The sequence below is a fragment of the Arcobacter sp. genome (genome assembly GCF_050300555.1).
Lineage (GTDB): Bacteria > Campylobacterota > Campylobacteria > Campylobacterales > Arcobacteraceae > Arcobacter.
Genome location: NZ_JBNKXY010000004.1, coordinates 14953 through 38463, shown reverse-complemented (window position 1 = coordinate 38463; position 23511 = coordinate 14953). Strand labels below are relative to the sequence as shown.

26 protein-coding genes are annotated in these 23511 nt (G+C 28.8%); 7 read left to right on the top strand and 19 right to left on the bottom strand.

The window, feature by feature from the left end; translation table 11 throughout:
• Positions 1-7: 7 nt before the first annotated feature.
• Positions 8-1594 carry a phosphoglycerate dehydrogenase gene (gene serA / locus ACQY5W_RS03985; RefSeq protein WP_428023653.1) on the top strand — a complete coding sequence of 529 codons (1587 nt, stop codon included), beginning with the start codon at positions 8-10 and terminating at the stop codon, positions 1592-1594.
• A gap of 12 nt (positions 1595-1606) precedes the next feature.
• Positions 1607-2170, top strand: a complete 564-nt coding sequence (gene efp / locus ACQY5W_RS03980) for an elongation factor P (RefSeq protein WP_428023652.1) — start codon at positions 1607-1609, stop codon at positions 2168-2170.
• A 147-nt stretch (positions 2171-2317) separates the two neighbouring features.
• Here efp and ribD read toward each other — a convergent pair whose 3' ends face one another.
• The 13 genes from ribD to nadA all read right to left on the bottom strand — a co-directional run bounded on the left by ribD (position 2318) and on the right by nadA (position 14180).
• Positions 2318-3334, bottom strand: a complete 1017-nt coding sequence (ribD, locus tag ACQY5W_RS03975; protein WP_428023651.1) for a bifunctional diaminohydroxyphosphoribosylaminopyrimidine deaminase/5-amino-6-(5-phosphoribosylamino)uracil reductase RibD — start codon at positions 3332-3334, stop codon at positions 2318-2320.
• Complete coding sequence (locus tag ACQY5W_RS03970) at positions 3334-3960, bottom strand: LysE family translocator (protein ID WP_428023650.1); 627 nt, start codon at positions 3958-3960, stop codon at positions 3334-3336. The genes ribD and ACQY5W_RS03970 overlap by 1 nt, the downstream gene beginning before the upstream one ends.
• 14 nt (positions 3961-3974) lie before the next feature.
• Positions 3975-4403: a ribosome maturation factor RimP gene (gene rimP, locus ACQY5W_RS03965; RefSeq protein ID WP_428023649.1), complete on the bottom strand. Its 429-nt coding sequence runs from the start codon at positions 4401-4403 to the stop codon at positions 3975-3977.
• Positions 4403-4759, bottom strand: coding sequence for a 30S ribosome-binding factor RbfA (gene rbfA / locus ACQY5W_RS03960; RefSeq protein ID WP_428023648.1), 357 nt, complete (start codon positions 4757-4759; stop codon positions 4403-4405). Before rbfA ends, rimP begins: the two co-directional genes overlap by 1 nt.
• A 1-nt stretch (position 4760) precedes the next feature.
• Positions 4761-7421 (bottom strand): translation initiation factor IF-2, encoded by a 2661-nt coding sequence (infB, locus tag ACQY5W_RS03955; RefSeq protein ID WP_428023647.1) that lies wholly within the window; start codon positions 7419-7421, stop codon positions 4761-4763.
• The gene (locus ACQY5W_RS03950; protein ID WP_428023788.1) at positions 7411-7644 is read right to left on the bottom strand and encodes a hypothetical protein; all 234 of its coding nucleotides are present in this window, start codon (positions 7642-7644) and stop codon (positions 7411-7413) included. The genes infB and ACQY5W_RS03950 overlap by 11 nt, the downstream gene beginning before the upstream one ends.
• Positions 7645-7710: 66 nt before the next feature.
• Entirely contained in the window at positions 7711-8592 is an 882-nt protein-coding gene (gene thrB / locus ACQY5W_RS03945; protein ID WP_428023646.1) for a homoserine kinase, read from the bottom strand.
• Between the two features lie 11 nt (positions 8593-8603).
• Complete coding sequence (locus tag ACQY5W_RS03940) at positions 8604-9056, bottom strand: hypothetical protein (RefSeq protein ID WP_428023645.1); 453 nt, start codon at positions 9054-9056, stop codon at positions 8604-8606.
• 8 nt (positions 9057-9064) lie between these two features.
• Positions 9065-9973: a UDP-3-O-acyl-N-acetylglucosamine deacetylase gene (gene lpxC, locus ACQY5W_RS03935; protein ID WP_428023644.1), complete on the bottom strand. Its 909-nt coding sequence runs from the start codon at positions 9971-9973 to the stop codon at positions 9065-9067.
• Positions 9970-11340: a M23 family metallopeptidase gene (locus ACQY5W_RS03930; RefSeq protein WP_428023643.1), complete on the bottom strand. Its 1371-nt coding sequence runs from the start codon at positions 11338-11340 to the stop codon at positions 9970-9972. The genes lpxC and ACQY5W_RS03930 overlap by 4 nt, the downstream gene beginning before the upstream one ends.
• A complete protein-coding gene (locus tag ACQY5W_RS03925) occupies positions 11330-12310 on the bottom strand; it encodes a DHH family phosphoesterase (protein WP_428023642.1) in 981 nt (326 codons plus the stop codon). The genes ACQY5W_RS03930 and ACQY5W_RS03925 overlap by 11 nt, the downstream gene beginning before the upstream one ends.
• A 62-nt stretch (positions 12311-12372) precedes the next feature.
• On the bottom strand, positions 12373-13194 hold the full coding sequence (gene nadC, locus ACQY5W_RS03920) for a carboxylating nicotinate-nucleotide diphosphorylase (protein ID WP_428023641.1): 822 nt from the start codon (positions 13192-13194) through the stop codon (positions 12373-12375).
• Positions 13191-14180 carry a quinolinate synthase NadA gene (gene nadA, locus ACQY5W_RS03915; RefSeq protein ID WP_428023640.1) on the bottom strand — a complete coding sequence of 330 codons (990 nt, stop codon included), beginning with the start codon at positions 14178-14180 and terminating at the stop codon, positions 13191-13193. Before nadA ends, nadC begins: the two co-directional genes overlap by 4 nt.
• A 102-nt stretch (positions 14181-14282) precedes the next feature.
• Here nadA and plsY point away from each other — a divergent pair, with 102 nt between their 5' ends.
• The 5 genes from plsY to prfB all read left to right on the top strand — a co-directional run bounded on the left by plsY (position 14283) and on the right by prfB (position 18466).
• A complete protein-coding gene (gene plsY / locus ACQY5W_RS03910; RefSeq protein WP_428023639.1) occupies positions 14283-14903 on the top strand; it encodes a glycerol-3-phosphate 1-O-acyltransferase PlsY in 621 nt (206 codons plus the stop codon).
• A complete protein-coding gene (locus tag ACQY5W_RS03905) occupies positions 14904-15215 on the top strand; it encodes a dihydroneopterin aldolase (protein WP_428023638.1) in 312 nt (103 codons plus the stop codon). It begins immediately after the preceding gene.
• A gap of 196 nt (positions 15216-15411) precedes the next feature.
• A complete protein-coding gene (locus ACQY5W_RS03900) occupies positions 15412-16617 on the top strand; it encodes a major outer membrane protein (RefSeq protein ID WP_428023637.1) in 1206 nt (401 codons plus the stop codon).
• A 124-nt stretch (positions 16618-16741) separates the two neighbouring features.
• The gene (locus tag ACQY5W_RS03895) at positions 16742-17371 is read left to right on the top strand and encodes a c-type cytochrome (protein WP_428023636.1); all 630 of its coding nucleotides are present in this window, start codon (positions 16742-16744) and stop codon (positions 17369-17371) included.
• Positions 17372-18466 carry a peptide chain release factor 2 gene (gene prfB / locus ACQY5W_RS03890; protein ID WP_428023635.1) on the top strand — a complete coding sequence of 365 codons (1095 nt, stop codon included), beginning with the start codon at positions 17372-17374 and terminating at the stop codon, positions 18464-18466.
• Positions 18467-18489: 23 nt separating this feature from the next.
• Here the strand turns inward: prfB and ACQY5W_RS03885 are convergent, their stop codons facing one another.
• The 6 genes from ACQY5W_RS03885 to ACQY5W_RS03860 form a co-directional block, all read right to left on the bottom strand.
• Complete coding sequence (locus tag ACQY5W_RS03885; RefSeq protein ID WP_428023634.1) at positions 18490-20850, bottom strand: PD-(D/E)XK nuclease family protein; 2361 nt, start codon at positions 20848-20850, stop codon at positions 18490-18492.
• Complete coding sequence (locus ACQY5W_RS03880) at positions 20834-21394, bottom strand: FixH family protein (protein ID WP_428023633.1); 561 nt, start codon at positions 21392-21394, stop codon at positions 20834-20836. Before ACQY5W_RS03880 ends, ACQY5W_RS03885 begins: the two co-directional genes overlap by 17 nt.
• 7 nt (positions 21395-21401) lie before the next feature.
• On the bottom strand, positions 21402-22037 hold the full coding sequence (locus ACQY5W_RS03875; protein WP_428023632.1) for a hypothetical protein: 636 nt from the start codon (positions 22035-22037) through the stop codon (positions 21402-21404).
• A 103-nt stretch (positions 22038-22140) separates the two neighbouring features.
• On the bottom strand, positions 22141-22383 hold the full coding sequence (locus ACQY5W_RS03870) for a DUF4006 family protein (protein ID WP_428023631.1): 243 nt from the start codon (positions 22381-22383) through the stop codon (positions 22141-22143).
• Between the two features lies 1 nt (position 22384).
• Positions 22385-23275, bottom strand: coding sequence for a cbb3-type cytochrome c oxidase N-terminal domain-containing protein (locus ACQY5W_RS03865; protein ID WP_428023630.1), 891 nt, complete (start codon positions 23273-23275; stop codon positions 22385-22387).
• A 1-nt stretch (position 23276) separates the two neighbouring features.
• Positions 23277-23501, bottom strand: coding sequence for a CcoQ/FixQ family Cbb3-type cytochrome c oxidase assembly chaperone (locus ACQY5W_RS03860; protein WP_428023629.1), 225 nt, complete (start codon positions 23499-23501; stop codon positions 23277-23279).
• Positions 23502-23511 lie beyond the last annotated feature (10 nt).

The following is a 23511-nucleotide window of genomic DNA, read 5'->3' as shown; positions in this document are numbered from 1 at the left end:
TAGTAGAATGAGTAAACATACGATTGTAGTTTGTGATCATATCCATGAAGATGGACTAAATATTCTTAAATCTGCAGAAGACATAAATTATGTTTTTGCTGCAGATATTGATAAAACTACTTTATTAGATGTAATTAAAGATGCTGATGTTGCAATTACAAGATCTTCAACTGATGTTGATGAAAAGTTTTTAGATGCAGCAGTTAATTTAAAAGCAATTATTAGAGCTGGCGTTGGTTATGACAACGTTGATATGGCTGGTTGTAGCAAAAGAGGTATTATTGCTATGAACGTTCCAACTGCTAACACTATTGCTGCAGTTGAGCTTACTATGACTCATATGCTATCTTGTATGAGAAAATTTCCTTATGCTCATAATCAATTAAAAAATGAAAGAGTATGGAAAAGAGAAGATTGGTATGGAAATGAACTATATGGTAAAAAACTAGGTGTAATTGGTTTTGGAAATATTGGACATAGAGTGGCTTTAAGAGCAAAATCATTTGAGATGGATGTAATTACGTATGACCCTTATATTCCTTCAACAAAAGCAACTGATTTAGGTATTAAATACACAACAAATTTTGAAGATATTTTAGCTTGTGATATTATTACTATTCATACACCAAAAAATCAAGAAACAATCAATATGATTGGTGAAGCAGAAATTGCAAAAATGAAAGATGGTGTAATTTTAATAAACTGTGCTAGAGGTGGTTTATATAATGAAGAAGCATTATATAACAACCTAAAATCTGGTAAAATTGCAATGGCAGGAATTGACGTATTTATAAAAGAACCTGCAATTAATAACCCATTATTAGATTTACCAAATATCACTGTAACTGCGCACTTAGGTGCAAACACAAAAGAATCACAAAAAGAGATAGCTATTCAAGCTGCAGAAAATGCAATTGAATCAGCAAGAGGTATTGCATATCCAAATGCACTAAATCTTCCAATAGATGAAAGCAAAATTCCTTCTTTTGTAAAACCATATATTGAATTAACTCAAAAAATGGCATTTCTTGCAGCTCAATTGGATAAATCTTCAATTAGATCAATTTCAGTATGTGCTCAAGGTGATATTGCTGAATATCTTGATTCTTTAGTAACTTTTGCAACTGTAGGTGCGTTAAGCGTTTCTGCAGGAGATGAAGTTAATTATGTAAATGCTAGTTTTTTAGCAGAAGAAAAAGGTATTACTTTTGAAACTTGTGAGATGAAACATACTGCAGGATATAGCAATAAAGTAAGTGTAAAAATTACAACTGAAAAAAGAGTAAATTCTATTTCAGGTACTGTTTTTGATGAAAATGTACAAAGAATAGTAAACCTTGATGGTTTTGATTTTGATATTGAGCCAAAAGGTAAAATGATTATGATGAGAAACAATGATGTTCCTGGTGTAATTGGAACTGTTGGAAAACTTCTTGGAGATAGAGGGATTAACATCTCAGATTTTAGATTAGCACGAGGCAAAAATAATGATGCCCTAGCTATTATTTTAATTGATGAATCAATTAAAAGTGATATTTTAAAAGAAATAAGTAATATAGAAGCTGCAATAGCAGTTTCATATGCAGAAATTTAATAAGGAGTTCTTTTGGCAAGTATAGGAATGAGTGAATTAAAAAAGGGATTAAAAATCGAATTAGATGGTATCCCTTATAAAATTACAGAATATCAACATGTAAAACCAGGAAAAGGTGCAGCATTTGTTAGATGTAAAATTAAGTCTTTTTTAAATGGTAAAGTTATTGAAAAGACTTTCCATGCTGGTGATAAGTGTGAAACTCCAAACTTACAACAAAAAACTATGCAGTTTTTATATGATGATGGCGAGTTATTACAATTTATGGATAACAATACTTATGAACAAATTGGTTTAACATATGACCAAGTTGGTGAAGCATTTGATTGGATTATTGATGGTATGAGTTGTGATATGATGTTCTTCAATGGAAATGCAATCACAGTTGAACCACCAATGACAGTTGAACTTAAAATTGTAGATACTCCACCTAACTTCAAAGGTGACTCTCAAGGTGGTAAAAAACCAGCTACACTTGAATCAGGTGCAGTGGTACAAATTCCATTTCACTTAGTAGAAGGTGACATTATAAAATGTGACACAAGAACTGGTGAGTACATAGAAAAAGTAAAATAAAAAGTCAAAGCTTTATCGTGGAAATACTGCGATATAGCTTTCTTTTCTTCGGTCACTTACATTTGTAAGCTCCCTCTTCAAATAAAACTCTATCTTATTTCGACGATAAATCTTAACCTTTTTTAAATTATATTTTCAACACTAAAATCATTCAAAAGATGGCTTTTTCTTTAAATAGACTATTTTTTCTTCACCTATAAAATTCTCGTGAACTATTTCGAAGTCCATGTCTATTTCATTAAGTGCATTGATTCCATTTCTGATTTTTGGACTAACTAAAAGTATCATATAATCAATTCTTTCTTTTAGTATGTCCATTAGATTATAAATTCCCTCTACCATTACAAACTTGTAATCTAGTAGTTTAAATAAATCATCACTTATGATTACTTCTCTATTTGGTACTTTAAAAAGTGGGATATTATTATCGAAGATTTTGTTTTTACTATAAATCATTACATTTGGAGCACGTCCTGCTATGTATCTAGCATCCAAAGTTGGTTTGTCTGTTCTTACAGTATTTCCACCAATTAACATCAAGTCTATTTTATCTCTTAGGGTATGTACATAAAGTTGAGTCATTTTTGATGAAACTTGTCCATCTATACAGCCATTTAATGTTTGTGCCATTTTATAAAATACAAATGTTCCACTACTCCATTTGATAAATGGATATAAAAGGTCATAGGCTTCTTTTTTCATACATCCAAGACTAACATCTATATTTACACTTTCTAAGGTTTGTATGCCTCCTGAAGCTTGTTTATTTGTATCTTCATGGGCTATGATTACTCTTTTTGGTTTTAACTCTTTAAGTAAGTTTGCACATGAGGGAGTTTTTCCTATATGATTACATGGTTCAAGTGTTACATATATTTCACAGTCAGCAAAAAAATTGTTGTGATTTTTAATTAAATACTCATGTATATCATGGGAAGATTTTTTTGTTTTTAAAACATCATTTGGGTATTTTTTTAAGTATGCAGCTTTCAGGGCATTTACCTCTGCATGAGCTTGCCCTGCTTCTTTGTGAGCCTCTATAGAAAGTATTTCTCCATTTTTTACAACAACACAACCAACAGCTGGATTTGGATAAGTTATAAGTTGATATTTCCATGCCTCATCAATGGCAAGTTTCATATAAAAATTGTCATCAATTTTCATTATGTTTGCTTATTAAATAATAAAAATGTTCCAGCTGCTATCATTATTGAACCAGCTGTATAATTTACTCTTTTTAATGACTTCTTTGACTTTAGAACTTGTTTAGCCTTATTTGCCATAATTGATATACTCATTAATCCTAACATCAAAGCAATGATTGTTAAAAATGCAGCTAATATTATGTCATGATTTGTTAATGATTTTATATCTAAAAATGTTGGTAGAAAAGCAATATAAAATAGTATAACTTTAGGATTAGATGCAGAGATTAAAAATCCTTGCATAAAACCAAAATAGAAATCTTTTTTTCTTGTAACACTTTTATCTGTAGATTCTACTTCAATTGGGGCAGTAATCATTTTATAACCTAAGAAAAATAGATATAATGCTCCAACAACTCTTATAATATCAAATAATAATGCGTAGTTTTGTGCAATAGTAGATAATCCAAGACAAGCAAAAATTAAATATATTACATCACTGATAGTCATGCCAAGTGCAAGTGAAATACATTGTTTTGCACCTAAAGTCATTGATCTACCTAATAAAGCAAAAACTCCAGGTCCAGGGGTAATACCAAAAATAAAAATGGCAAAAAAGAAAGTTAATGAGCTTTCAAGACTCATATTATCTCCTTATTTTACCATTCAAAATATGTAGATGCAGAAGATACTTCATCATAAGTAATAATTTCATCACCATGTTCAGTATTTATTTTTATTTCATTTTCATCTGCAAAAATCAATTCACCACTTAGTACATTTTTTTCAAAATCTTTTACTTTTACTTTTTCACCAATTGATGCCATAAAATGTCTTGGTTTTTTTAATTTTCGCTCAATTCCAGGAGAGCTTACTTCAAGATTATATTTGCCATACATTGGTTCATCAATGTCTAAAATAGGAGAAATCAATCTAGATACTTCAGCACATTTATCTAAAGAAATACCATCTTTTGAAGTTATATATATTCTAAAGATATCTCTATCATTTTCTTTAGTTGTTATAATGTCGTATAATTCAACTCCACAACCTTTTACAGTCATTTCTATTGATTCTTCTAAAGTCATTAGTCCTCTTTTTTATTTTTTTTAATTTGTTCAAATAAAGACTCTATTTTTAAATCTTTTTCCAACTTATCATCAGCTTGAAATTTAAAATTAGGACATTTATACCAACCTGTGGCATTTAAACAGTATGATTTTATATGTCCATTTGCTTTACTTAAAAGATTATTTAAAATTTGATGCTCTTTTTTATCATAATCACTTCCATCATAATAAACTATTGCATCATATTTACCATTTCTACAATTTACTTCTGTAATTGCTAATGATTTAATTCTAGTATCATTTAAAGTAGCTAGAGCCTCTGGAATTAACTCCATTAATAAAGACTCTGTTCTTTGTAAATTTACACTTTTCATATTATAAATCTATTTCTACTTTTTCTTCAATTTGAATAAATGTTTCGATGAAATCTCCAACTTTTATGTCATTAAATTTTTCAAACATAATACCACATTCAAATCCATTAACAACTTCTTTTGCATCATCTTTAAATCTTTTTAATGATGAAATTTTACCAGTATAAGTAACCACACCATCTCTAATGATTCTTGCATGTCCACCTTTAATAACTTTACCATCAGTTACTAAACAACCAGCAACAGTTCCAACTTTTGGCACAACAAAGGTATCTCTAACTTCTGCTTGACCTGTGTTTTCTTCTCTTATAACTGCACTAATCATTCCAGATAAAGTTGCTTTGATATCATCAATCAAGTCATAAATAATTGTATATGTATTAATAGTAATTCCATCAGCTTTTGCTTTTTGTTTAATAGCACCTGTTGGTCTTACATTAAATCCTAAAATTATACAACCTTCACTAGCTCCTGCTAAAACTAAATCAGACTCAGTGATTCCACCAACTGCAGCATGTAAAATTTTAACTTTTACTTCATCATTTTGGATTTTTTCTAATGAACCTTTGATTGCTTCTAATGATCCACCAACATCAGTTTTAATAATTACTGGTAATTGTTTAATTTTACCTTCAGCAATTAATCCACTCATCTCTTCTAAAGATACTTTTGTAGATTTAGATAGCTCTTTTGCTCTAGCATGTTCAGCTCTTGTTGTTGCAATATCTCTAGCTTCTTTTTCACTATCTTGTACAATCATAATTGAACCAGATGTTGGAATATCATTTAATCCTAAAACATTTCCAGTTTCTGAAAGTCCCAACTCTTTAACAGGTTTACCCATATCATTTGTGATTGCTTTTACTCTACCATAAGTTGTATCACTTACAATATTATCTCCAACTCTTAAAGTACCACTTTGAACAATAACAGTAGCAACTGGTCCTCTTCCTTTTTCTAATGTAGCTTCAACAACAGTAGCTTTTGCTTTAGATGTAGGATCTGCTTGTAACTCTAATATTTCAGCTTGAAGTAAAATATTTTCTAATAGTTCATCAATACCATCTCCTGTATGAGCTGATACACCAATAAACTCAATATCTCCACCCCAATCAACAGGAAGCATCTCTTTTTCTGCCATTTGAGATTTAACCATATCTGGGTTTGCAGTTTCTTTATCCATTTTATTCATAGCAACAATAATTGGACAACCACTTGCTTTTGCATGAGCGATTACTTCTTCTGTTTGTGGTTTAACTCCATCATCAGCTGCAACAACAATGATAATAATATCAGTTACATTTGCACCTCTTGCTCTCATTTCACTAAAGGCAGCATGTCCTGGAGTATCTACAAATGTAATTTTTTTACCACTTTGTTCAACCGTATAAGCTGAGATATGTTGTGTAATTCCACCTGCTTCACTTTTTGCAACTTTTGCACTTCTAATTTTATCTAATAAAGAAGTTTTACCATGGTCAACGTGACCCATAATAGTTACAACTGGAGGTCTAGTTACAAAATTTGTTTTATCAATTTCTTCTTCATGGTCTTCAATATAATTTACGTCTTCTAAGGCATCTTTTACAGTTACTTCTATACCAAACTCTTCTCCAAGAATTTCTAATTCATCTTGTTTTAAGAAGTCATTTTTTGTAACCATCATCCCCAATGAGAATAATACAGTAATTACTTCAGCTGCACTTTTTCCACAAGCTTCAGCAAACTCATAAACTCTAATATCTTCAGGAATTGTAATTTCTGTAATTTCAGCAGCTTCAACTTCTTTTTTAATTCTTTTCTTTCTTTTCCCTCTTTTTAATCCTTGAGGTCTATTTCCAAATGCAGCAGGTTTAGAACTTCTAGATTGTTTATCATTTTTCGAAGGATTAGTATTTGGTTCATCAAAAAGTTTTGAAGTATCAGTTAATCCCATATCAAGTAAAACAACTTCTTCACCTAATAAAGAGTCATCTGATTCTTTAAAATCTTCTTTTTCAATTTCCAACACTTTTCCATGTTCATGTGCTTTTGGAAGTGCTTTTTTCTTTTGAGTTTTTACTTTTGGTTTAGGTTGATTATTATCTTCTATAGATGGTTCTTGATTATTCCCACCTAAAATTTCACTTAAAGATTTCATAGGTTTTTTTACAACATCTTGAGCTACAGGCTCTTGAATAGTTTTAACTATTTTCTCTTCTTCTTCAGGTTTTTTCTTTTTAACAATCTTTAAACCTCTTCTTTTAGGTACTACTTTTTTAACAGATAAATTGTCATTAACTTCTTGAGTATCATCAGTTTCTTCTTGGCTAGTCTCTTCAACTTTCTTAGGTTTTGTAATTACTGGCTTTATTTTTTCTTTTGGTTTCTCAATTTCAACTGGCTTTTCAATATTAACTTCTTCAGGTTTCTTTTCTTCAGTCACTGATACTTCTTCAATAACTTTTGCAGGTTCTACTTTTTTAACTGCTTTTTTCTTTGGCTGAAGTCTTTTACTTTTTCCAGTCATTATATAGTTTACTATCTCTTCTGCATCTTCAACAGAAGTTTGACTTTGAGGTGATTTAAGTTCTATTCCTAAATCTTTTGCTTTTTTTATAACATCGTTGCTGCTAGCCCCAGCTTCTTCTGCAATTTCATATACTCTTACGTTATCTGACATGCGTTATTATCTCCTTAAGTTGTACCAAGTACTCGTCTTTTTTTTTGCACTGTCTAAAAAGTGCTTTTTCTATTTTTTTTGTTTCCATATCTGTAAGAGCCTTCTCTTGACACTCATTACAAATATAGAAACTCCTACCTATACCATCAAAACTGATAAGTTTGTAATCTTTACACTGTAATCTAATTAGATTTTCTTTAGTTAGTTTATTACGACAAACCACACAAGTTCTTATAGGTTTTTCTAATTTAGCCAATTATTATATCCAAAACTTACTAAATTTCCAATTTTATGCTTCTACTCTTACACCATAGTTATCAAAACCTGAAATAAATACTTTAAAATGAGGAAATTTTGTTCTCAAATCTTTCTCTATTTTCTTAGCATCTTCAAAATAACATATTGAAAAAAGTGTAGAACCAGAACCAGATAATGTACTCATTAAAGCACCACTATTTAAAGCACATTTTTGTACTTCAAAAAGTTCAGGCATCTGTTTCATTCTATAATTTTGATGAAACTTATCTTGTGAAGCAATTTTTAACATATCCCAATTTTCACTCATAAAAGCAGCTGTTAATAAAGATGAATGTGAAATATTAAATACCGCATCCTCTTTAGAATACTTAAATGGTAAAGTTTTTCTTGAAAGTTGTGTAGAAATTGGTCTATTTGGAACAACAACCACAGCACTTAAACTTTTTGGAATAGATTTATTTATATATTTTACTTCATTATCTTCAACAGATGAAACAGTAAAACCACCCATTACTGCAGGAGTAATATTATCTGGATGTGATTCATATGCAAGTGCCAAATTAAGTAACTTACTTTTTGGTAATTCAATCTCTTCTATTGCATATGCTGATGCAATTGCACTAACAATTACAGCAGAAGAACTTCCTAAACCTCTAGATAATGGAATTTGATTTTCAAATTCAAATCTAAATGCTCTTTTCTTTTGTGATAAATTATTATAAAAATCATTAAAAATAGCGATAAACATATTGTTATCTTTTAAGATAGGATTATTTGCTCCTTCACCTTTTAAAGATACACTATGAAATTTTGCTGGTCTTATTGTTACTTGATTTTTTATTTTTAAAGCTAATCCAAGGGTATCAAAACCTGGCCCTAGATTTGCACTCGTAGCTGGTACACTAACTCTCAATTATTTTCCTTTTATACTGCTGGTAAATTGTAAATTGGTAAAGTATTAGATGAAAATTTTGTTTTATCTAAATATTTTGGTAATTTAAAATCCGAAATTATACTCTTTTCTTCTAAAAAATCTATTATTATTTTGTCATTTTTATTAAAAAAATATTTTTTACCCAAAGCTTTAATAGGAGAATTCTCATTAAATAAAAATCCACTTACAGCATTTAACTTAATATTATTAACTATACACACTGTTTTTAAAAACACATATGCAACTTTTATTGCCATATATGAACCTGGAGTATTTACATATGTAATAGAGTCTATCTTGTATTTTTTTAATAAATCTTTAAATATTATAGGCAAAAGATTTGATGTCATGCCATCTTTTTCTATCTCTTCAATTAAAACACTATTTTCATATACCCCTATTTTAATTGGAGTAGAAATTGAAATAACTAAAATATCAATCAAATAAAACCTTAATTTGCATCTACCATTGCATATGCTTTTTGAAATACATAACTCTCTTTTTGAGCTACTTCTAAATCTATAATTTCATAATTTTCTTCAGACTCATAAAGTTTTTTTGTTAATAAATGATTTAAGTGATGACTTCCTGCATGTGCATCATATTCTCCAATAAGTGTATAACCTAGTAGTGCCATATCACCTATTGCATCAAGAATTTTATGTCTTACAAACTCATTTTCATATCGTAAGCCTTCAGGATTTAGTATTTTATCTCCATCTACAACAATTGCATTTTCTAAACTTCCACCTTGTGCAAGTCCTATACTTCTTAAATATTGTACTTCATGTAAAAATCCAAAAGTTCTAGCTTTACTAATATTTTCTTTATACTCTTCAATACTATAATCAAAATGGTAATTTTGCTGACCAATTACTGGACTTTCAAAATCAATTGAAAAATCATATACAATATGATTAGATGGTTTTAATGACACTCTTTTCCCATCATCAGTTGTAACTTCAACCTCTTTTTTAATCTTAATTACCTTTTTTGATTCATTTAACTCTTTTATTCCAACTTCATCAATTAACATACAATACCCTGATGAACTTCCATCAAGTACTGGAACCTCATCATTATCAAGTACGACTCTTAGATTATCAATTCCATATGCGTAAACAGCTGATAATAGATGTTCAATTGTCGAAATAACAACTCCATCTTTACCAATAACTGTTGCCATTTTTGTATCTACTACATTTTCTATTTTAAGTGGAATTGATAAACCCTCATCTGAACGATAAAATATTATTCCTTGATTTGCTTCAAGAGGTTCTAATCTCATTTTTACAGGAACGCCTTTATGAAGTCCTATTCCTACAATTTCTACAGGTTTTGCTATTGTTCTTTGTTTCATTTATTGTCAATTACCTTTTTTGCTTCATCAATAATATCAGTAATTCTTGTTTTTATCCAGTTTTTATCCATCCATTCTAAAGGATCAACTTCTATACCTTGTATCAAAACCCCAAAATGTAAGTGATCACCTAAAACTGCCCCACTAACACCAGTATTTCCAATTTTTTGATTAGCTTCAACTTTCTCACCTACAGTTACATTTGAAGAACTAGTATGGGCATAAAGTGTTTGTAAACCAAATCCATGATCTAGAATAATAGTATTCCCATATATTCCTAAATAGTCATTAAAAATAACTCTTCCTTTATTTGTAGTAAAGATATCTGCTTTTTTAACACTTGCCCAATCAACTCCCAAATGCCAAGCTTCATCAATTTTTATATTGTTATGATAATAAGATCTTCTTTGTCCAAATTGACCTGCAGTTGCAGCATTTGTTAGTCTTTTAAAAGGTATAATATTAAACTCATTTACAAGTTCCTTATCCATATACTTTTTAGAAACTTCTTCTATCTTAGCAACATTTTGAGACCTTAATAATTCATTTTGTTTAATAAATATTTCAACTAAATCATTTGGTATCTCTTTTCCACTTTGATCTAGAACTTTTGTACTTACATTTTGAATAAAACTATCACTAATTTTAATTTTTGATGCTTTTTCTTTTATATTTCTAATATATAAAGGTACTTTTATTATAGATTTATTATCTGCTTTATCTATGGCAATTAAATTTACTATGCTAAAATTTTCTGTTAAAATAGGCCATGCGATTAACGAAGCATAATAATTATCTTTGTAAAATGGTATCAACTCAAATTTTTGCTCATTATTAAATGAAATATAACTATCTTTTAAATTTTCATCTTCTACTTTTACAATAACTAAGGCACTACCACCTCTTTTTATTGCAAACGAATTTGATATAACAGAAGCCAAAGGTTTTTTTCTATCTATTTTAAGATTAAAACTTTCAATTACTTTATTACCTTCTAAAAAATTCCATTTACTACTATCTATTGCTTCTACTATTATTTGAACATCTGTACTTTTAAAGAACATATCAAGCTCTGGTGATTTTAATTCTAAATCAACTCTTTTTTTAGCTTCAACTAAAACTTGTGTATCTAATACAATCTCTTTATTTCCATCTTTAAAAATTACTTTATAAAATTTTATACCACTATCATCACTAATACTTAAATTTAATTTACTTTTTAAATTCCAATATATATTATCTTTAAACTCAATTTTTGGAGGATTTTTTTCAAACATTGGTGATAAATATACAAATCCACCTGCTGCAATTCCAGCTACTAAAAAGATAAAAAACAATATTTTTCCAAAACTACTTTTATTTCTCAAGAATTTCCTTTAATATAATCTTTTTTGCTTCAAAAACATCATCAGTTTGTATTACACAACCTGCAGCATTTAAATGCCCTCCTCCACCAAAAACGGAAGCGATTTTTGAAACATCTATTTTCTCTTTTGATCTAAGAGATACTCTAACTTTGTCATTTACTATTCTAAAATATATTGCTATTTTTACAATTGCAATATTTAATACCATATCTAGCGCAACTTCTGTTTCAAGAGTTGTTGCACCACTTTCTTCAAACCACTCTTTTGTGGCATAAATAGTTGCAACTTTACCTTCATCTAAAAGTTCTAAACTATTAAATATCTTGGGTAAAATTCTATATTTAGCCAAAGAGTCTCTTTTTATAAACTTATCAGCAATATAAACTGGACTAGCGCCACATTTAACTAAAAAGTTAATTTTTTCATAGGTAAACTCATCACATCTTGGAGTTGTAAAAGCTAATGAATCATCGTAAATACCAACATAAAGTGCTTCTGCTGTATTTTTTGTAATATATAAACCATTGAATCTAAAAAAATCATATACAATTTCAGAAGTTGATGATTTATTAATATCAACAATATTAACTGTTCCAAAATTATCATTTGATTTATGATGATCAAAATTAATTAATGGCATTCCTTGGGGAATATCTATACCAAATCTATTTGAAGTACCACAATCAACTGAAATAACTAAATCATAAAATTTAGGGATTTGGTCAGTAATTTTTTCATACCTATTTATAAAGTCACATTTTTCAGGAAGATTTTTCCCCTTATTAAAAACTTTATGTTTTATTCTATTTTCATATAAATAGTTTGAAAGAGCAAGCCCTGAACATATAGTATCAGGGTCTGGATTTATATGGGTGATTATCAAAATATATTTTGAATTCTCAATTAATTTTAACGCACTTACAAAAGAGGCAGTATTTACTTTGTTATTTGTTATAAAATCTTTTGTCAAATACTCTCCTTTATTAAAATATTTTTTAGACTAACATATAATTACTAATCAAAAGTTAACCACTAATCAAATTTCATAGAAAAATCTAACCATGTTGCTTGGTGAATAATACTTCCTGAACTAAGTGCATCAACACCAGTTAGTGCATAATCCCTTACCGTATCTAAATTTATATTTCCACTTGCTTCTAAAAGAACGTGAGGATGGACTTCATTTCTAAACTTTACCACATCTCGTATTTGAGTAGGAGTCATATTGTCACACATTATGATATCTCCGCCTGCTTCCATAGCATCTTTTACTTGCTCAAAAGTTTCACACTCTATTTCTATTTTAGTAACCCAAGAGATTCTTTTTCTAGCTTTTTTAACAAACTCTTTTAGATTTGTAATTGTTCTTAGGTGAGTATCTTTTAACATCAAACAATCATCAAGTCCCAATCGGTGATTAATAGCACCACCTATTCTACTTGCATATTTTTCAAAATCTCTAAGTTGTGGTCTTGTTTTTCTAGTATCAAGTAAAACAACATCTAAGTCTTCAATCAAAGAAGCATAAGAATTTGCCATTGTTGCTATTCCGGAGGCATGTTGAAGTATATTTAAAAAAGTTCGCTCACTTGAAAGTAAAACTGCTGCTTTACCTTCAAGATTTGCTATAACATCACCTTTTTTAATCTTGTCACCGTCATGTTTTAAAAATTTACACTCAAATTTTTCTGTTTTGGATAAAGCTTTTGCATATATTTCACCAGCAAAAATACCATCATCTTTTGAAATAACCTTTGCTGTAAATCTACCCTTTGGAGCAACATCAAAAAATAAATCACCCCTACCATTATCTTCAATTATGGCATTTTTTACGAATTTTTTTATATTAATCATACTTCAAACATCCTTTGTAGCGCCACTTGTGCCCATTTTGTTACATTTTCATCTACAAAAATTTCATTAGAAAATACTTCTTTTTTATCTTTTATCTCTTTTAGACAATTATATACATCTTCCAATGTTGTCTCATTCATTGTTGGACACTCTGGTTTTGTTGAACTTAATATGTATGTATTTTTTTCTCTTAATCTATTTACCATATTATATTCTGTTCCAACTGCAACTTTTTGCTCAACTGGTAACTCTTTTATATATGTAATTAATTGTGAAGTAGAACCAACAAAATCAGCCATATCACAAATTTTTGGGTCACATTCAGGATGAACTGCAATTAAAATATCTGGATATTTATTTCTATAAAACTCAATATCATCAGTAGAAAAAAGTTGATGAACAGAACAAAAACCATCATAACATATAATATCTGCTTCTTTTGGGTCAGTTCCATCACCTATTACAGTTGATTTAAGATTAAGACTTTTTGCAAAATTTTGTCCCAAACAACGATCTGGTACAAAAAAGATTTTTTTACCAGACTTTAAACCTTTTTCAATAATTTTATAAGCATTTGAAGAGGTACAAACCATCCCACCCATTTCTCCAACTCTAGCTTTTACTGCTGCACTAGAGTTAATATATGTAATAGGAAGAAGTTCATCACTTGATACTCCCATAGCATTTAATTTGGCTAATGATTCATCAAAATAATCCACATCAATCATTCTAGCCATTGCACAACAGGCAATTTTAGGCATTAGAACTCTTTTTTGAGGGCTCATTACTTTAACACTCTCCCCCATAAATCCAACACCACAAAAAACTATATATTTACTATCTGTTTGCATAGCTTTTTTAGCTAATTCTAAAGAGTCTCCTGTGATATCAGCTAGTTCAAACACTTCATCTCTTTGATAAAAGTGTGCAACTAACGTAACATCTAACTCTTCTTTTAATTTTATTATTTCATCTTTTAAATTCAAAACTTACCCTTAGGTTTTAATATTTATTAATTAACGGGAATATAACAAATTTTTAGTTATAATCCATTTAAACATATTTTAAAATGATAATTGAGGTTATTAATGGATTTCTTAAATACAAATCTGATTTTCTATATTTTAGCATATTTAATTGGTTCTATTCCATTTGGGTTATTACTTGCAAAAAGTTTTGCGGGGGTAAATATAAAAGAGCATGGTAGTAAAAGTATTGGTGCAACAAATGTTCTACGAGTAGTAAAAGAAACAAATCCAAGTTTAGCAAAAAAACTAGGTCTTGCAACTGTTATTCTTGATGCTGTAAAAGGAACTGTTGTTTTACTTATTGCGATGGCATATGGTGTTAGTGAAGCTACGCTTTGGACTATTGCTGTTTTGGCTATCATTGGACACTGCTACAGTATTTATTTAGCCTTAGAGGGCGGAAAAGGTGTTGCAACAGGACTTGGTGTTTTTTTAGTGCTTATTCCAATCCCAACACTTATAGGTGCTGTTGTTTGGGGATTTTGTGCAAAGGTTTTAAAAATATCATCACTTTCATCACTTTTAGGTTTAGTTGCAGTTGTTATTTCAGCACTAATATTTAATAATGGACTTGCTGTAAATTCAAATGCTCCAATGTATTTAATAGCTTTTATAATTTTTTATAAACATATTCCAAATATAATTAGACTTATAAAAAAAGAAGAGTTAAAAGCTGTATAAATGAAGGTTAAAATAAAAAACCTTACTTTTAATTGTATTATTGGTATTTTGCCATTTGAAAGAGAAAAAGAGCAAAAAGTAGTAATAAATTGCTCTTTTAAATATAAATACCAAAATTCAAACTTTGTAGATTACTCAAAAGTAGCCTTGGATATAGAAAATATCATGTTAGAAAAAAAGTTTGAACTTTTGGAAGATGCACTTATCCAATTAAACACATTTTTAAAGAATAAATACAATATAAAAAAACTCAAACTAACTATCCAAAAACCAGATATTTTACCTAAGTGTAAAGTAAGTGTAACACTATAATTTATACGATTTTTATAGGTAAAACTTAAAATAATAGATTAAATTACTAAAAAACCCACAAATTAAGAAAACTTTAATTTTAATCCAAGTAAAATTTTCGCAACGGTGAATCGGAAAGTATCTTTCAAACACTTCGTGTAAGAAGATTGTTCGCGCGTCCGAGGATCTGATTTAAATAACCCTTTCAGGAGATCAAATGAAAAAATTCGTAAAATTAAGTTTAGTTGCTGCTGTTGCAGTAGCTGGTTTAACTACTGCTAATGCAAAACCATTAGAAGAAGCAATTAAAGGTGTAGATGTATCTGGTACAGTTGCATATCAATATAATGATAGAAGTTCTGATAATACTACATTAGATGCTAATGGTAAGAACCTTCACCCAAATGTAACTAGCCATAGTTATAAAGCAGCTATTACATTAAAAGCTAATGCTACTGATGATATTACTGTTGTAACAAAAACAATTATTGGTGGTGGAAATACACTAGCAAACAATCCTAGTAATAATTCTGTTGGTGCTACTGGTTCAACAAATGATATGGCTACAATTTCTGCAGGTGGTTCTGATGCACAAGCTTCTTTTGGATTAAGCCAAGCTAACTTTGTATATACTGGTATTGCTAATACTACATTTATTGCTGGTAAACAAGCTGTTCCTTCTCCATTTGCAGTACAAGCTGACGCAACAGGTGATGAAGATACAGGTAACGGTTTAACTGCAGTTGTTAATGCAGGTCCTGTTACAATTGCTGGTACATACTTACAAAACACTAACTTAGCTACTACTGGTCAAGCAGTTGCAGGTTTAGGTGTAATGGGTAACGCTGGTCCAGTTGCTTTAGATGCGTGGTATTTAGATGTTTCAGAAATACATGATAACTCTGATGATGGAGCAAAAGCATATACTCTTGGTGTAAGTGGAAAAGTTAGTGTTGTTTCTTTCTATGCTAGATATTCTGCATTAAATCCAGATGTTGCTAATGTTGACACTGCTAAATTATTCAAACTTGGTGCAAAAGCTAAAATTGGTATCGTAGGATTCGGTGTTGATTATGGTATGACTAATGATGTTAATACAACTTCAGGTGTAAATATCACTGGTGACTCTGATGCTGACGTTGGGTTCCAAGGTTGGGGTGTAGATTTAGGTAACAGAGATGATGCTGATATGTATAAATTAAATGTTAATGTAGATGTTACATCTAATATTAACCTTTCTGTTAACTACAATGACTTATCTGTAGATTCTGCTGCTAATTCAGATGAAAGTGAGTGGGTATTCCAAGCAACACATAAAGTGGCTAAAAACTTCTCTTACTATGTAAGACTTGGTCAAGTTGACAAAGATGGTGATACTGATTCAGGTAAAAGAGGTAGACTTAACATTGTATATTCTTTCTAATATTAGAAAAATATAGTTAACTACAAAACCTAAAGGCTAGAAGCTAAAGCTTCTAGCCTTTTTTTATAAATAAAATCTCAAGAAACTTTATGATAAAATATCCTTTTTATAAAGGATATCAAAAATGATAAAACTAATCTCAGCATTTACTTTTGCAACCCTAACTACAATGTCTCTTTTTGCACAAACAACTATGTGCTTTAAAGAAAATCATAAATCAATGTCAACTATTGAAAAAACAAAACTAGATGGTGGACTTTGTTCAGGTGAAAAATCTCCTTCTCAAATGAAAGAAGAAGGTTGGAATGTCAACGACATCAAAATAACAGAAACAAAAAATGGATACAACTATATCTATGTCTTTAAAAAAAATGAAAATGTAAGTAATTTTGATATAGATAAATTAGAAAAACAAATTATTGCAAGACTTGAAGACAAAGATAAAGAAGCTAAACGACAAGCAATAGTTAAAAGAAATTATGCAATGTCTATTTCAGGAAAACAAAGATATATAGCGAAATGTCAAAGATGTCATGGTGAAAAAGGTGAAATAGAATCAAGTGGTACATCAAGACCAATAAAAGATTTAAGTTTAGATGATTTTATAATGACAATGAGAGACTACAATCTTGGAACTTACAATAGAGGACAAGCTTTTGTTATGATGCCATTTGCAACTATATCTAGCACAGATGATATTAAAAATATCTATGTATATTTACAATCAATCAATAAAGAAGAGACAGATAAATAAGTGGATAATTACGAATACTCTGAATTATTAAAACTATTAAATAAAAAACTTAGTAATATAAAAAGCATTTTGAAGCCAGAAGAATTGACTTCTAGACTAAAAGAGATTGAAGAACTTGAATCAAGTCAAGATTTTTGGAATGATGTTGACAACGCTACTAAAATTGGTATAGAAAAAAATAGAATTTTAAGTAAATTGTCTAAATTTAATAAAGCTAATGACTCATTAAGTGGAACAAATGAACTTTATCAATTAGCAACAGAAGAAAAAGATGAAGATACCTTTGAATTGTTATATGATGAAGCTGAAGATTTAGAAAATCTAATCAAATCAACTGAAATATCAGTTATGTTATCAAATCCTGATGATACACTTAATGCAATTATATCTATTCATCCTGGTGCTGGAGGTACAGAGTCTCAAGATTGGGCAAGTATACTTTATCGTATGTATCTAAGATGGGCTGAAAGAATGGACTTTAAAATTGAAGTTTTAGATTATCAAGATGGCGAAGAAGCTGGGATAAAAGATGTCTCTTTTATTATAAAAGGTGAAAATGCTTATGGATATCTAAAAGCAGAAAATGGTATTCATAGACTTGTAAGAATATCACCTTTTGATTCAAATGCCAAAAGACATACCTCATTTGCTTCAGTTATGGTAAGTCCTGAAATTGATGATAATATCGATATAGTAATTGAAGATAAAGATATTAGAATCGATACATATAGAGCAAGTGGTGCAGGTGGGCAACATGTAAACAAAACTGAAAGTGCCATTAGAATTACACATATTGCAACAAATATAGTTGTACAATGTCAAAATGATAGATCTCAGCATAAAAATAAAGCAAGTGCATTGAAGATGCTTAAATCACGACTTTATGAATATGAACTTGAAAAACAACAAGCTACAAAAGATGGTGTAGAAAAAAGTGAAAATGGATGGGGACATCAAATAAGGTCCTATGTTATGCAACCATATCAACAAGTAAAAGATACCAGAAGTAATATTGGTTACTCAAATGTTGAAGCAATACTTGATGGGGACATTACAAAAATGATTGAGGATGTCTTAATCGCTACTTCAAAATAGTGTAAATTAATATTTACACTATTTTATCTATTGCAAATAGTTTTAAACTCACAATACTGACAAGTTGATGTTTTTTCACACTTTTCAAAATTTACTTCTGTAGTTTTAAGTTCACTTAGTATATTTTTTAGCAAATCTAGTTTTTCATTTAAAACAACCTCTTCAAGGAGTTTTGAGCTATTTAAATCATAATAATATGCTTTTATTTTTTCATATCCAAATAACTCTTTACAAGCAAGGTAATAAAACTCTAATTGAAAATCAACGCTATTTTCATAGGTCTTTAAACTATCAATACTAAGAGAAGAAGATGTTTTATAATCTATAAGTAAAAATGTATCATCTAACTTATCAATTCTATCTATACTTCCCTTTATTCTTATTCCCTCATAATCAAAGTTAAAACTTTTTTCTACTTCAAGTAATGCTAAGTTATTATCTTCAAATCTTTTTTTCTCTACATTAACAAATTGTTCTAGCTTTTTTAAATATACCTCTTTATCCAAAAGTAAAAATGGATTATCAATCAAATGTTTTTCAAATAATTCTTTTAACTTTTCAAAAGTAATATCAGCTATATCATAATTTTGAAATGCAAACTCAAGGGTTTTGTGAACAATACTACCAAGTTCAAAACCTTTTGGTTTTAAACTTATATCATGGTCTTTGATTTTGTGAATATACTCTAAATAATATTTTCTTTTACACTCTAAAAACTTTTTAAGTGAAGTTGCAGACCATTCTTGTTTTGATAAATCAATATTATGTATTATCTCACTATCAAAATGATTTATATTTTTGTTTTTATATAAAATTTGTTTATACTCTTTGTCTTTTGTTTTTGTATCAATTTTATCTTTAAAGAGTTCATCTGTAAATCTACTTATTTGCATAGTTTCATTTTGTGTATATGAAATATAAACTTTTTGGGCACTATTTATTAGCTTATAGTAGTAATACTTTTGTAAGTTTTCTCTATCCTTTTGTGTTGGTAAATTAACTCTTTTTTTAATTACTGAAGATAGAAACTTATCTTTGATACTTGATTTTGGAATATAATTTTCATTGAAATCACAAATAATCACAGCATCAAATTTTACTGCCCTTGTTTCTAATAAGCCCATTACTGTAATAAGCCCAGAATTAACATCATCCAAACTGATTTTTGATATTTTTTGTATAAGTATTTTAATAGCTTCTTTATAAACTATATTTTGTGTATTATTAAAAAATAGATGATTCAATTTATATATAAGCTCATCAAACTTCTCTATTATCTCTTTATTTGTTTCTATGGATTTTAAATAATCTAATAACAAATCAAAATTGCTTTTATTTAATCTTTTATTCCATACAGTTTTTAGATTATTTATTATTTCTATATCAATACTATAAAACTCTATTGACTCTTTTGTTTTTCTTTCTTCTTCACTTAAATAATTGTATATGGAACTTATAACCTTATATAATTTGCTATTAGTTATACTCTTTCCCATCGCATAGTTAAAATAACCTTCATCATCAAATTGTTCTATGATAGCTGTAAATTTTTCATCTGGTACTACTAAGACTATTTTATGAGCTTCTATGCCACTATTAACAGCATTTACAACTGAATCTTTTATAAATGCAATTTGATTTATCCTACTTGTAAAAGCATTAACTTTTATATCTGATAATTCTGAATATTCTTCTTCTTTTTTTAAAACTAATCTATTAGTCAAATCAATTTTATATTCAAAACCACTTTCTAAATCAAATCCCATTTCTATAAAACTTTGCATGGATTTTTGATTATACTTATTTGAATAGAGATTAATAATAGTTTTTTTTCTTTTAGCAATATTTGATATTATTTCCAATTCAAAATTAGTAAAATAACCTTCAAAAAATATTTCTATTTCATCATATCTATCCAAAAAATTTTCATTTATTTCATAAAAATATGCAATATTTATTTTGTCCACCGCATTATTATCATTTAATATTTCAATATAATTATTATAAATTTCTTTTAAAATTTCTATGTGCTCTTTATAATATTCATATGTATCAGCAAGTTCAATAGAATCAATTGAGACTTTTTCAGCTGCTAATTCTGCAAAAAATCTAAATAAATAATCCGATTGTTTTAAAAAAGAGGTAAAATTATTTGATAAACCAAGTTTTTCAAGTCTTTTTACATCAGAGGCAGCTTTTAAGAATAAAAACCTTTGTTCTTCATCAATGTATTTTTTGTTCGCTATAGAAATAGATTTTTTAAAAAGTTCATCAATAGTTAAATAAGATGGAAGTAATGTATTTTCATTACTTCTATTCTTTATTACTTCCCTAATAGCTCTTGAAGTGGGATATACGATAAGTTTGTTACTTTGATGTAGCATTTGACTTTATATAAAAGTAACCTTTTTCTCCATCATTTGTATCAATAGTTCCAGTTATATTCCAATTACCCTCTTTAGCTAAGTCAAAATTAAAAGAGTAATTTCCATTTTCATTATTATTAATGTCAATATCAGAATAACTATTTGTTGTTCTAGTAACTTTAAAATTAATTTTTGCATTATTAACTACTAATCCATTTTTATCACTTAATTCAAATTTAACACTATTTGAACCTTTGTTAAAAATATCTTTATGTGTGGACTTATCATCAATTACTCTTTGAGATAAGAATACATCATTTATTAGTAGTTTATCAAATACTTTTTCATTAATTTTAATTTTTATGTTATATTTGTCACTAAATTTTTCATTTGAAGCAACGATATCATTAAAGTCACCATCAACATTATGATATGTACTTAAAAATGATTTATCTTCATGTACTGGCGTATTTACAGCTGAAACAATAGTCCATACAATCATAGAGAAAGTAAAACCAAATATAGCTATAAAAAGAAGTGGCCAAAAATTTCTTTTTTTCATTTATTACCTATTTCTTTTTTGTTCTTAATACTGCAAAAGTATAAAGTATAATACCACCTAAAACAATTGTGTACATAAAAACTTTCCAAATAGTTCCAGCAGTTTTCCCAGAATCTGGAATTCCTGTTTCAAGTTTTTCTACACCGTTCGCCTTGGCAATTTGATCAGCAATTTCATCATAGCCATTCAATACAGCAGCGCTTACTTTTGTAAAAAGTGTATTTTTATCTTTTGAAGCAAGTAATGGTACAACATAACCATTTAAAATATCATTTTTATCAATTATTTTTTCTATATCTTTCGACATAAGTATATTAACATGAGTTTGTTCTAAAGCAATATTTAAAAGTACATAAGGTTTTTCTAATTTTGAAACTAATTGTGTTTCATAATTTTTAATAAATTCTAATTTTTCTTTTGTTGGAATTTCTTTATCAATGCCTAAAGTTGTTTTGGCATTAACATATATATTTACATTTGTTTTACTCTTAACTTCTGAGCCAATTTCTAATATCTTTTGAGCTGTTCTTGTATCAATAACAACATCATCAGATATAACATATTTGTTTATACTTGCATTTAATGGGATTAAAAAAAATAGCAGTGAAAACACTGCTATTTTTAAAGTTTTTAAAGCTCTCATTTATCCAACAAATACTTTTGAAGAATCAAAATAAGCTAAGTAAGCTGATACTACAGCTGATACTAATAATAGTAGTCCGATAATTTTATCCATAATCTACCCCTTACTTTGTTTTACCAACAAGTTCATAATGACTTGCATTATCTGAACTGTTAGCTTTAAGACCAGTTAGATCTTGATTAATTTTATAAAAATTTTGAGCTTCATTTGCTTGTGTCATGATACCAAAAAATGTTAAACCACCTAAAATCGATAATAATAGTACTGTAGCAATTAACATTCCAGTGATACCATTAAGAGCAAATATACCTCTTTCACTATCGTTCATTTGAGAATTTCCAGCCATATCACTCTCCTAAACTTCTAATATATGCAGCTACTGCTTTTTCTTGAGTAGGGTTTAATCTACCTTTAAAAATTGGCATTGCACCAATTGCACCTTTTTTACCATTTTCTAATACTGCTGAAACTAAAGCATCATCATATTCTAAAATGTTTGGAGCAACATAAGGCATACCTTTACCATCAGCACCATGACATCCAGCACACACACCAAATGCAGCTGGTTGTTCACCTTTAAACCCACCAGCAACATATGTAGATACTACTTTAATATCATTTTCATCTGTTAACATCATTGGAGGCATACCACCTGGATATACAGTTTTAAGGTTATTAGCACCATTTCTAATCACATTCTCAACAGAAGCTTGTGACATTCTTTTTCTTAAATTTTGAGCTTTACCATTGATACCTTCTGCATCAACACCATGACAAGGTGAACATTGTACTAAGAATACAGACTCACCCATTGCAGATAAAGTTTCATTTGATGGGTTTTCCCATTTTGACTCAAATTTTTTATTGAATTCAATAGTCTCTTCATTCCATTGACCAATTTGAGAGAATCCATTTGTTGGATAACCAACTGTCCAGTACCATAATAACCAAACAATAGTTCCAATAAAAGCTAATCCCCAACCAGTTGGGATAGGATTTTTATACTCACCAATACCATCCCATTTCTCTTCTGCTAATTCACCACCAGCAGTATCATTTTTCATTTGATTAACATACTTTAAGGCAACAAATACAGTAATTGTAATAATTGCAACTGCCCCAAGCATAGTTAAACTATTAATATAATCATCACTATTAAAAGCATCACCAGCAACGAAGTAAGTTCCTGCTATTAAAGCGACGATAAGAATAATTCCACCTATTACCATAGATTTCATACTATTTCTCCTTCTCTTTTTCGTCTAAATTGTTGTTTCTATCTTCAAGAGGTTTAGACTCAATTGAGTCATCATGTACCAAGTTTGAATATTTTTCAAAATTTCTCTCACCCTTTTTATCTCTTTTGTATATTGAGTAAGCATAAGAGTAAAATATAATAAATACTACAAGGATAAGAAAAAATTTCATATATCCTTGTAAATCAACCAATTCTTGATGACTCATGTCTTAACCT

Bases quoted from the DNA above. Each gene is read 5' to 3' on its own strand.
- ACQY5W_RS03875 (WP_428023632.1), bottom strand. From the start codon at position 22,037: ATGAGAGCTTTAAAAACTTTAAAAATAGCAGTGTTTTCACTGCTATTT.
- serA (WP_428023653.1), top strand. From the start codon at position 8: ATGAGTAAACATACGATTGTAGTTTGTGATCATATCCATGAAGATGGA.
- infB (WP_428023647.1), bottom strand. From the start codon at position 7,421: ATGTCAGATAACGTAAGAGTATATGAAATTGCAGAAGAAGCTGGGGCT.
- lpxC (WP_428023644.1), bottom strand. From the start codon at position 9,973: ATGAAACAAAGAACAATAGCAAAACCTGTAGAAATTGTAGGAATAGGA.
- rimP (WP_428023649.1), bottom strand. From the start codon at position 4,403: ATGACTTTAGAAGAATCAATAGAAATGACTGTAAAAGGTTGTGGAGTT.
- nadC (WP_428023641.1), bottom strand. From the start codon at position 13,194: ATGATTAATATAAAAAAATTCGTAAAAAATGCCATAATTGAAGATAAT.
- plsY (WP_428023639.1), top strand. From the start codon at position 14,283: ATGGATTTCTTAAATACAAATCTGATTTTCTATATTTTAGCATATTTA.
- ACQY5W_RS03900 (WP_428023637.1), top strand. From the start codon at position 15,412: ATGAAAAAATTCGTAAAATTAAGTTTAGTTGCTGCTGTTGCAGTAGCT.
- ACQY5W_RS03865 (WP_428023630.1), bottom strand. From the start codon at position 23,275: ATGAAATCTATGGTAATAGGTGGAATTATTCTTATCGTCGCTTTAATA.
- ACQY5W_RS03895 (WP_428023636.1), top strand. From the start codon at position 16,742: ATGATAAAACTAATCTCAGCATTTACTTTTGCAACCCTAACTACAATG.
- ACQY5W_RS03970 (WP_428023650.1), bottom strand. From the start codon at position 3,960: ATGAGTCTTGAAAGCTCATTAACTTTCTTTTTTGCCATTTTTATTTTT.
- ACQY5W_RS03880 (WP_428023633.1), bottom strand. From the start codon at position 21,394: ATGAAAAAAAGAAATTTTTGGCCACTTCTTTTTATAGCTATATTTGGT.
- ribD (WP_428023651.1), bottom strand. From the start codon at position 3,334: ATGAAAATTGATGACAATTTTTATATGAAACTTGCCATTGATGAGGCA.
- ACQY5W_RS03885 (WP_428023634.1), bottom strand. From the start codon at position 20,850: ATGCTACATCAAAGTAACAAACTTATCGTATATCCCACTTCAAGAGCT.
- rbfA (WP_428023648.1), bottom strand. From the start codon at position 4,759: ATGAAAAGTGTAAATTTACAAAGAACAGAGTCTTTATTAATGGAGTTA.
- ACQY5W_RS03860 (WP_428023629.1), bottom strand. From the start codon at position 23,501: ATGAGTCATCAAGAATTGGTTGATTTACAAGGATATATGAAATTTTTT.
- ACQY5W_RS03870 (WP_428023631.1), bottom strand. From the start codon at position 22,383: ATGGCTGGAAATTCTCAAATGAACGATAGTGAAAGAGGTATATTTGCT.
- ACQY5W_RS03905 (WP_428023638.1), top strand. From the start codon at position 14,904: ATGAAGGTTAAAATAAAAAACCTTACTTTTAATTGTATTATTGGTATT.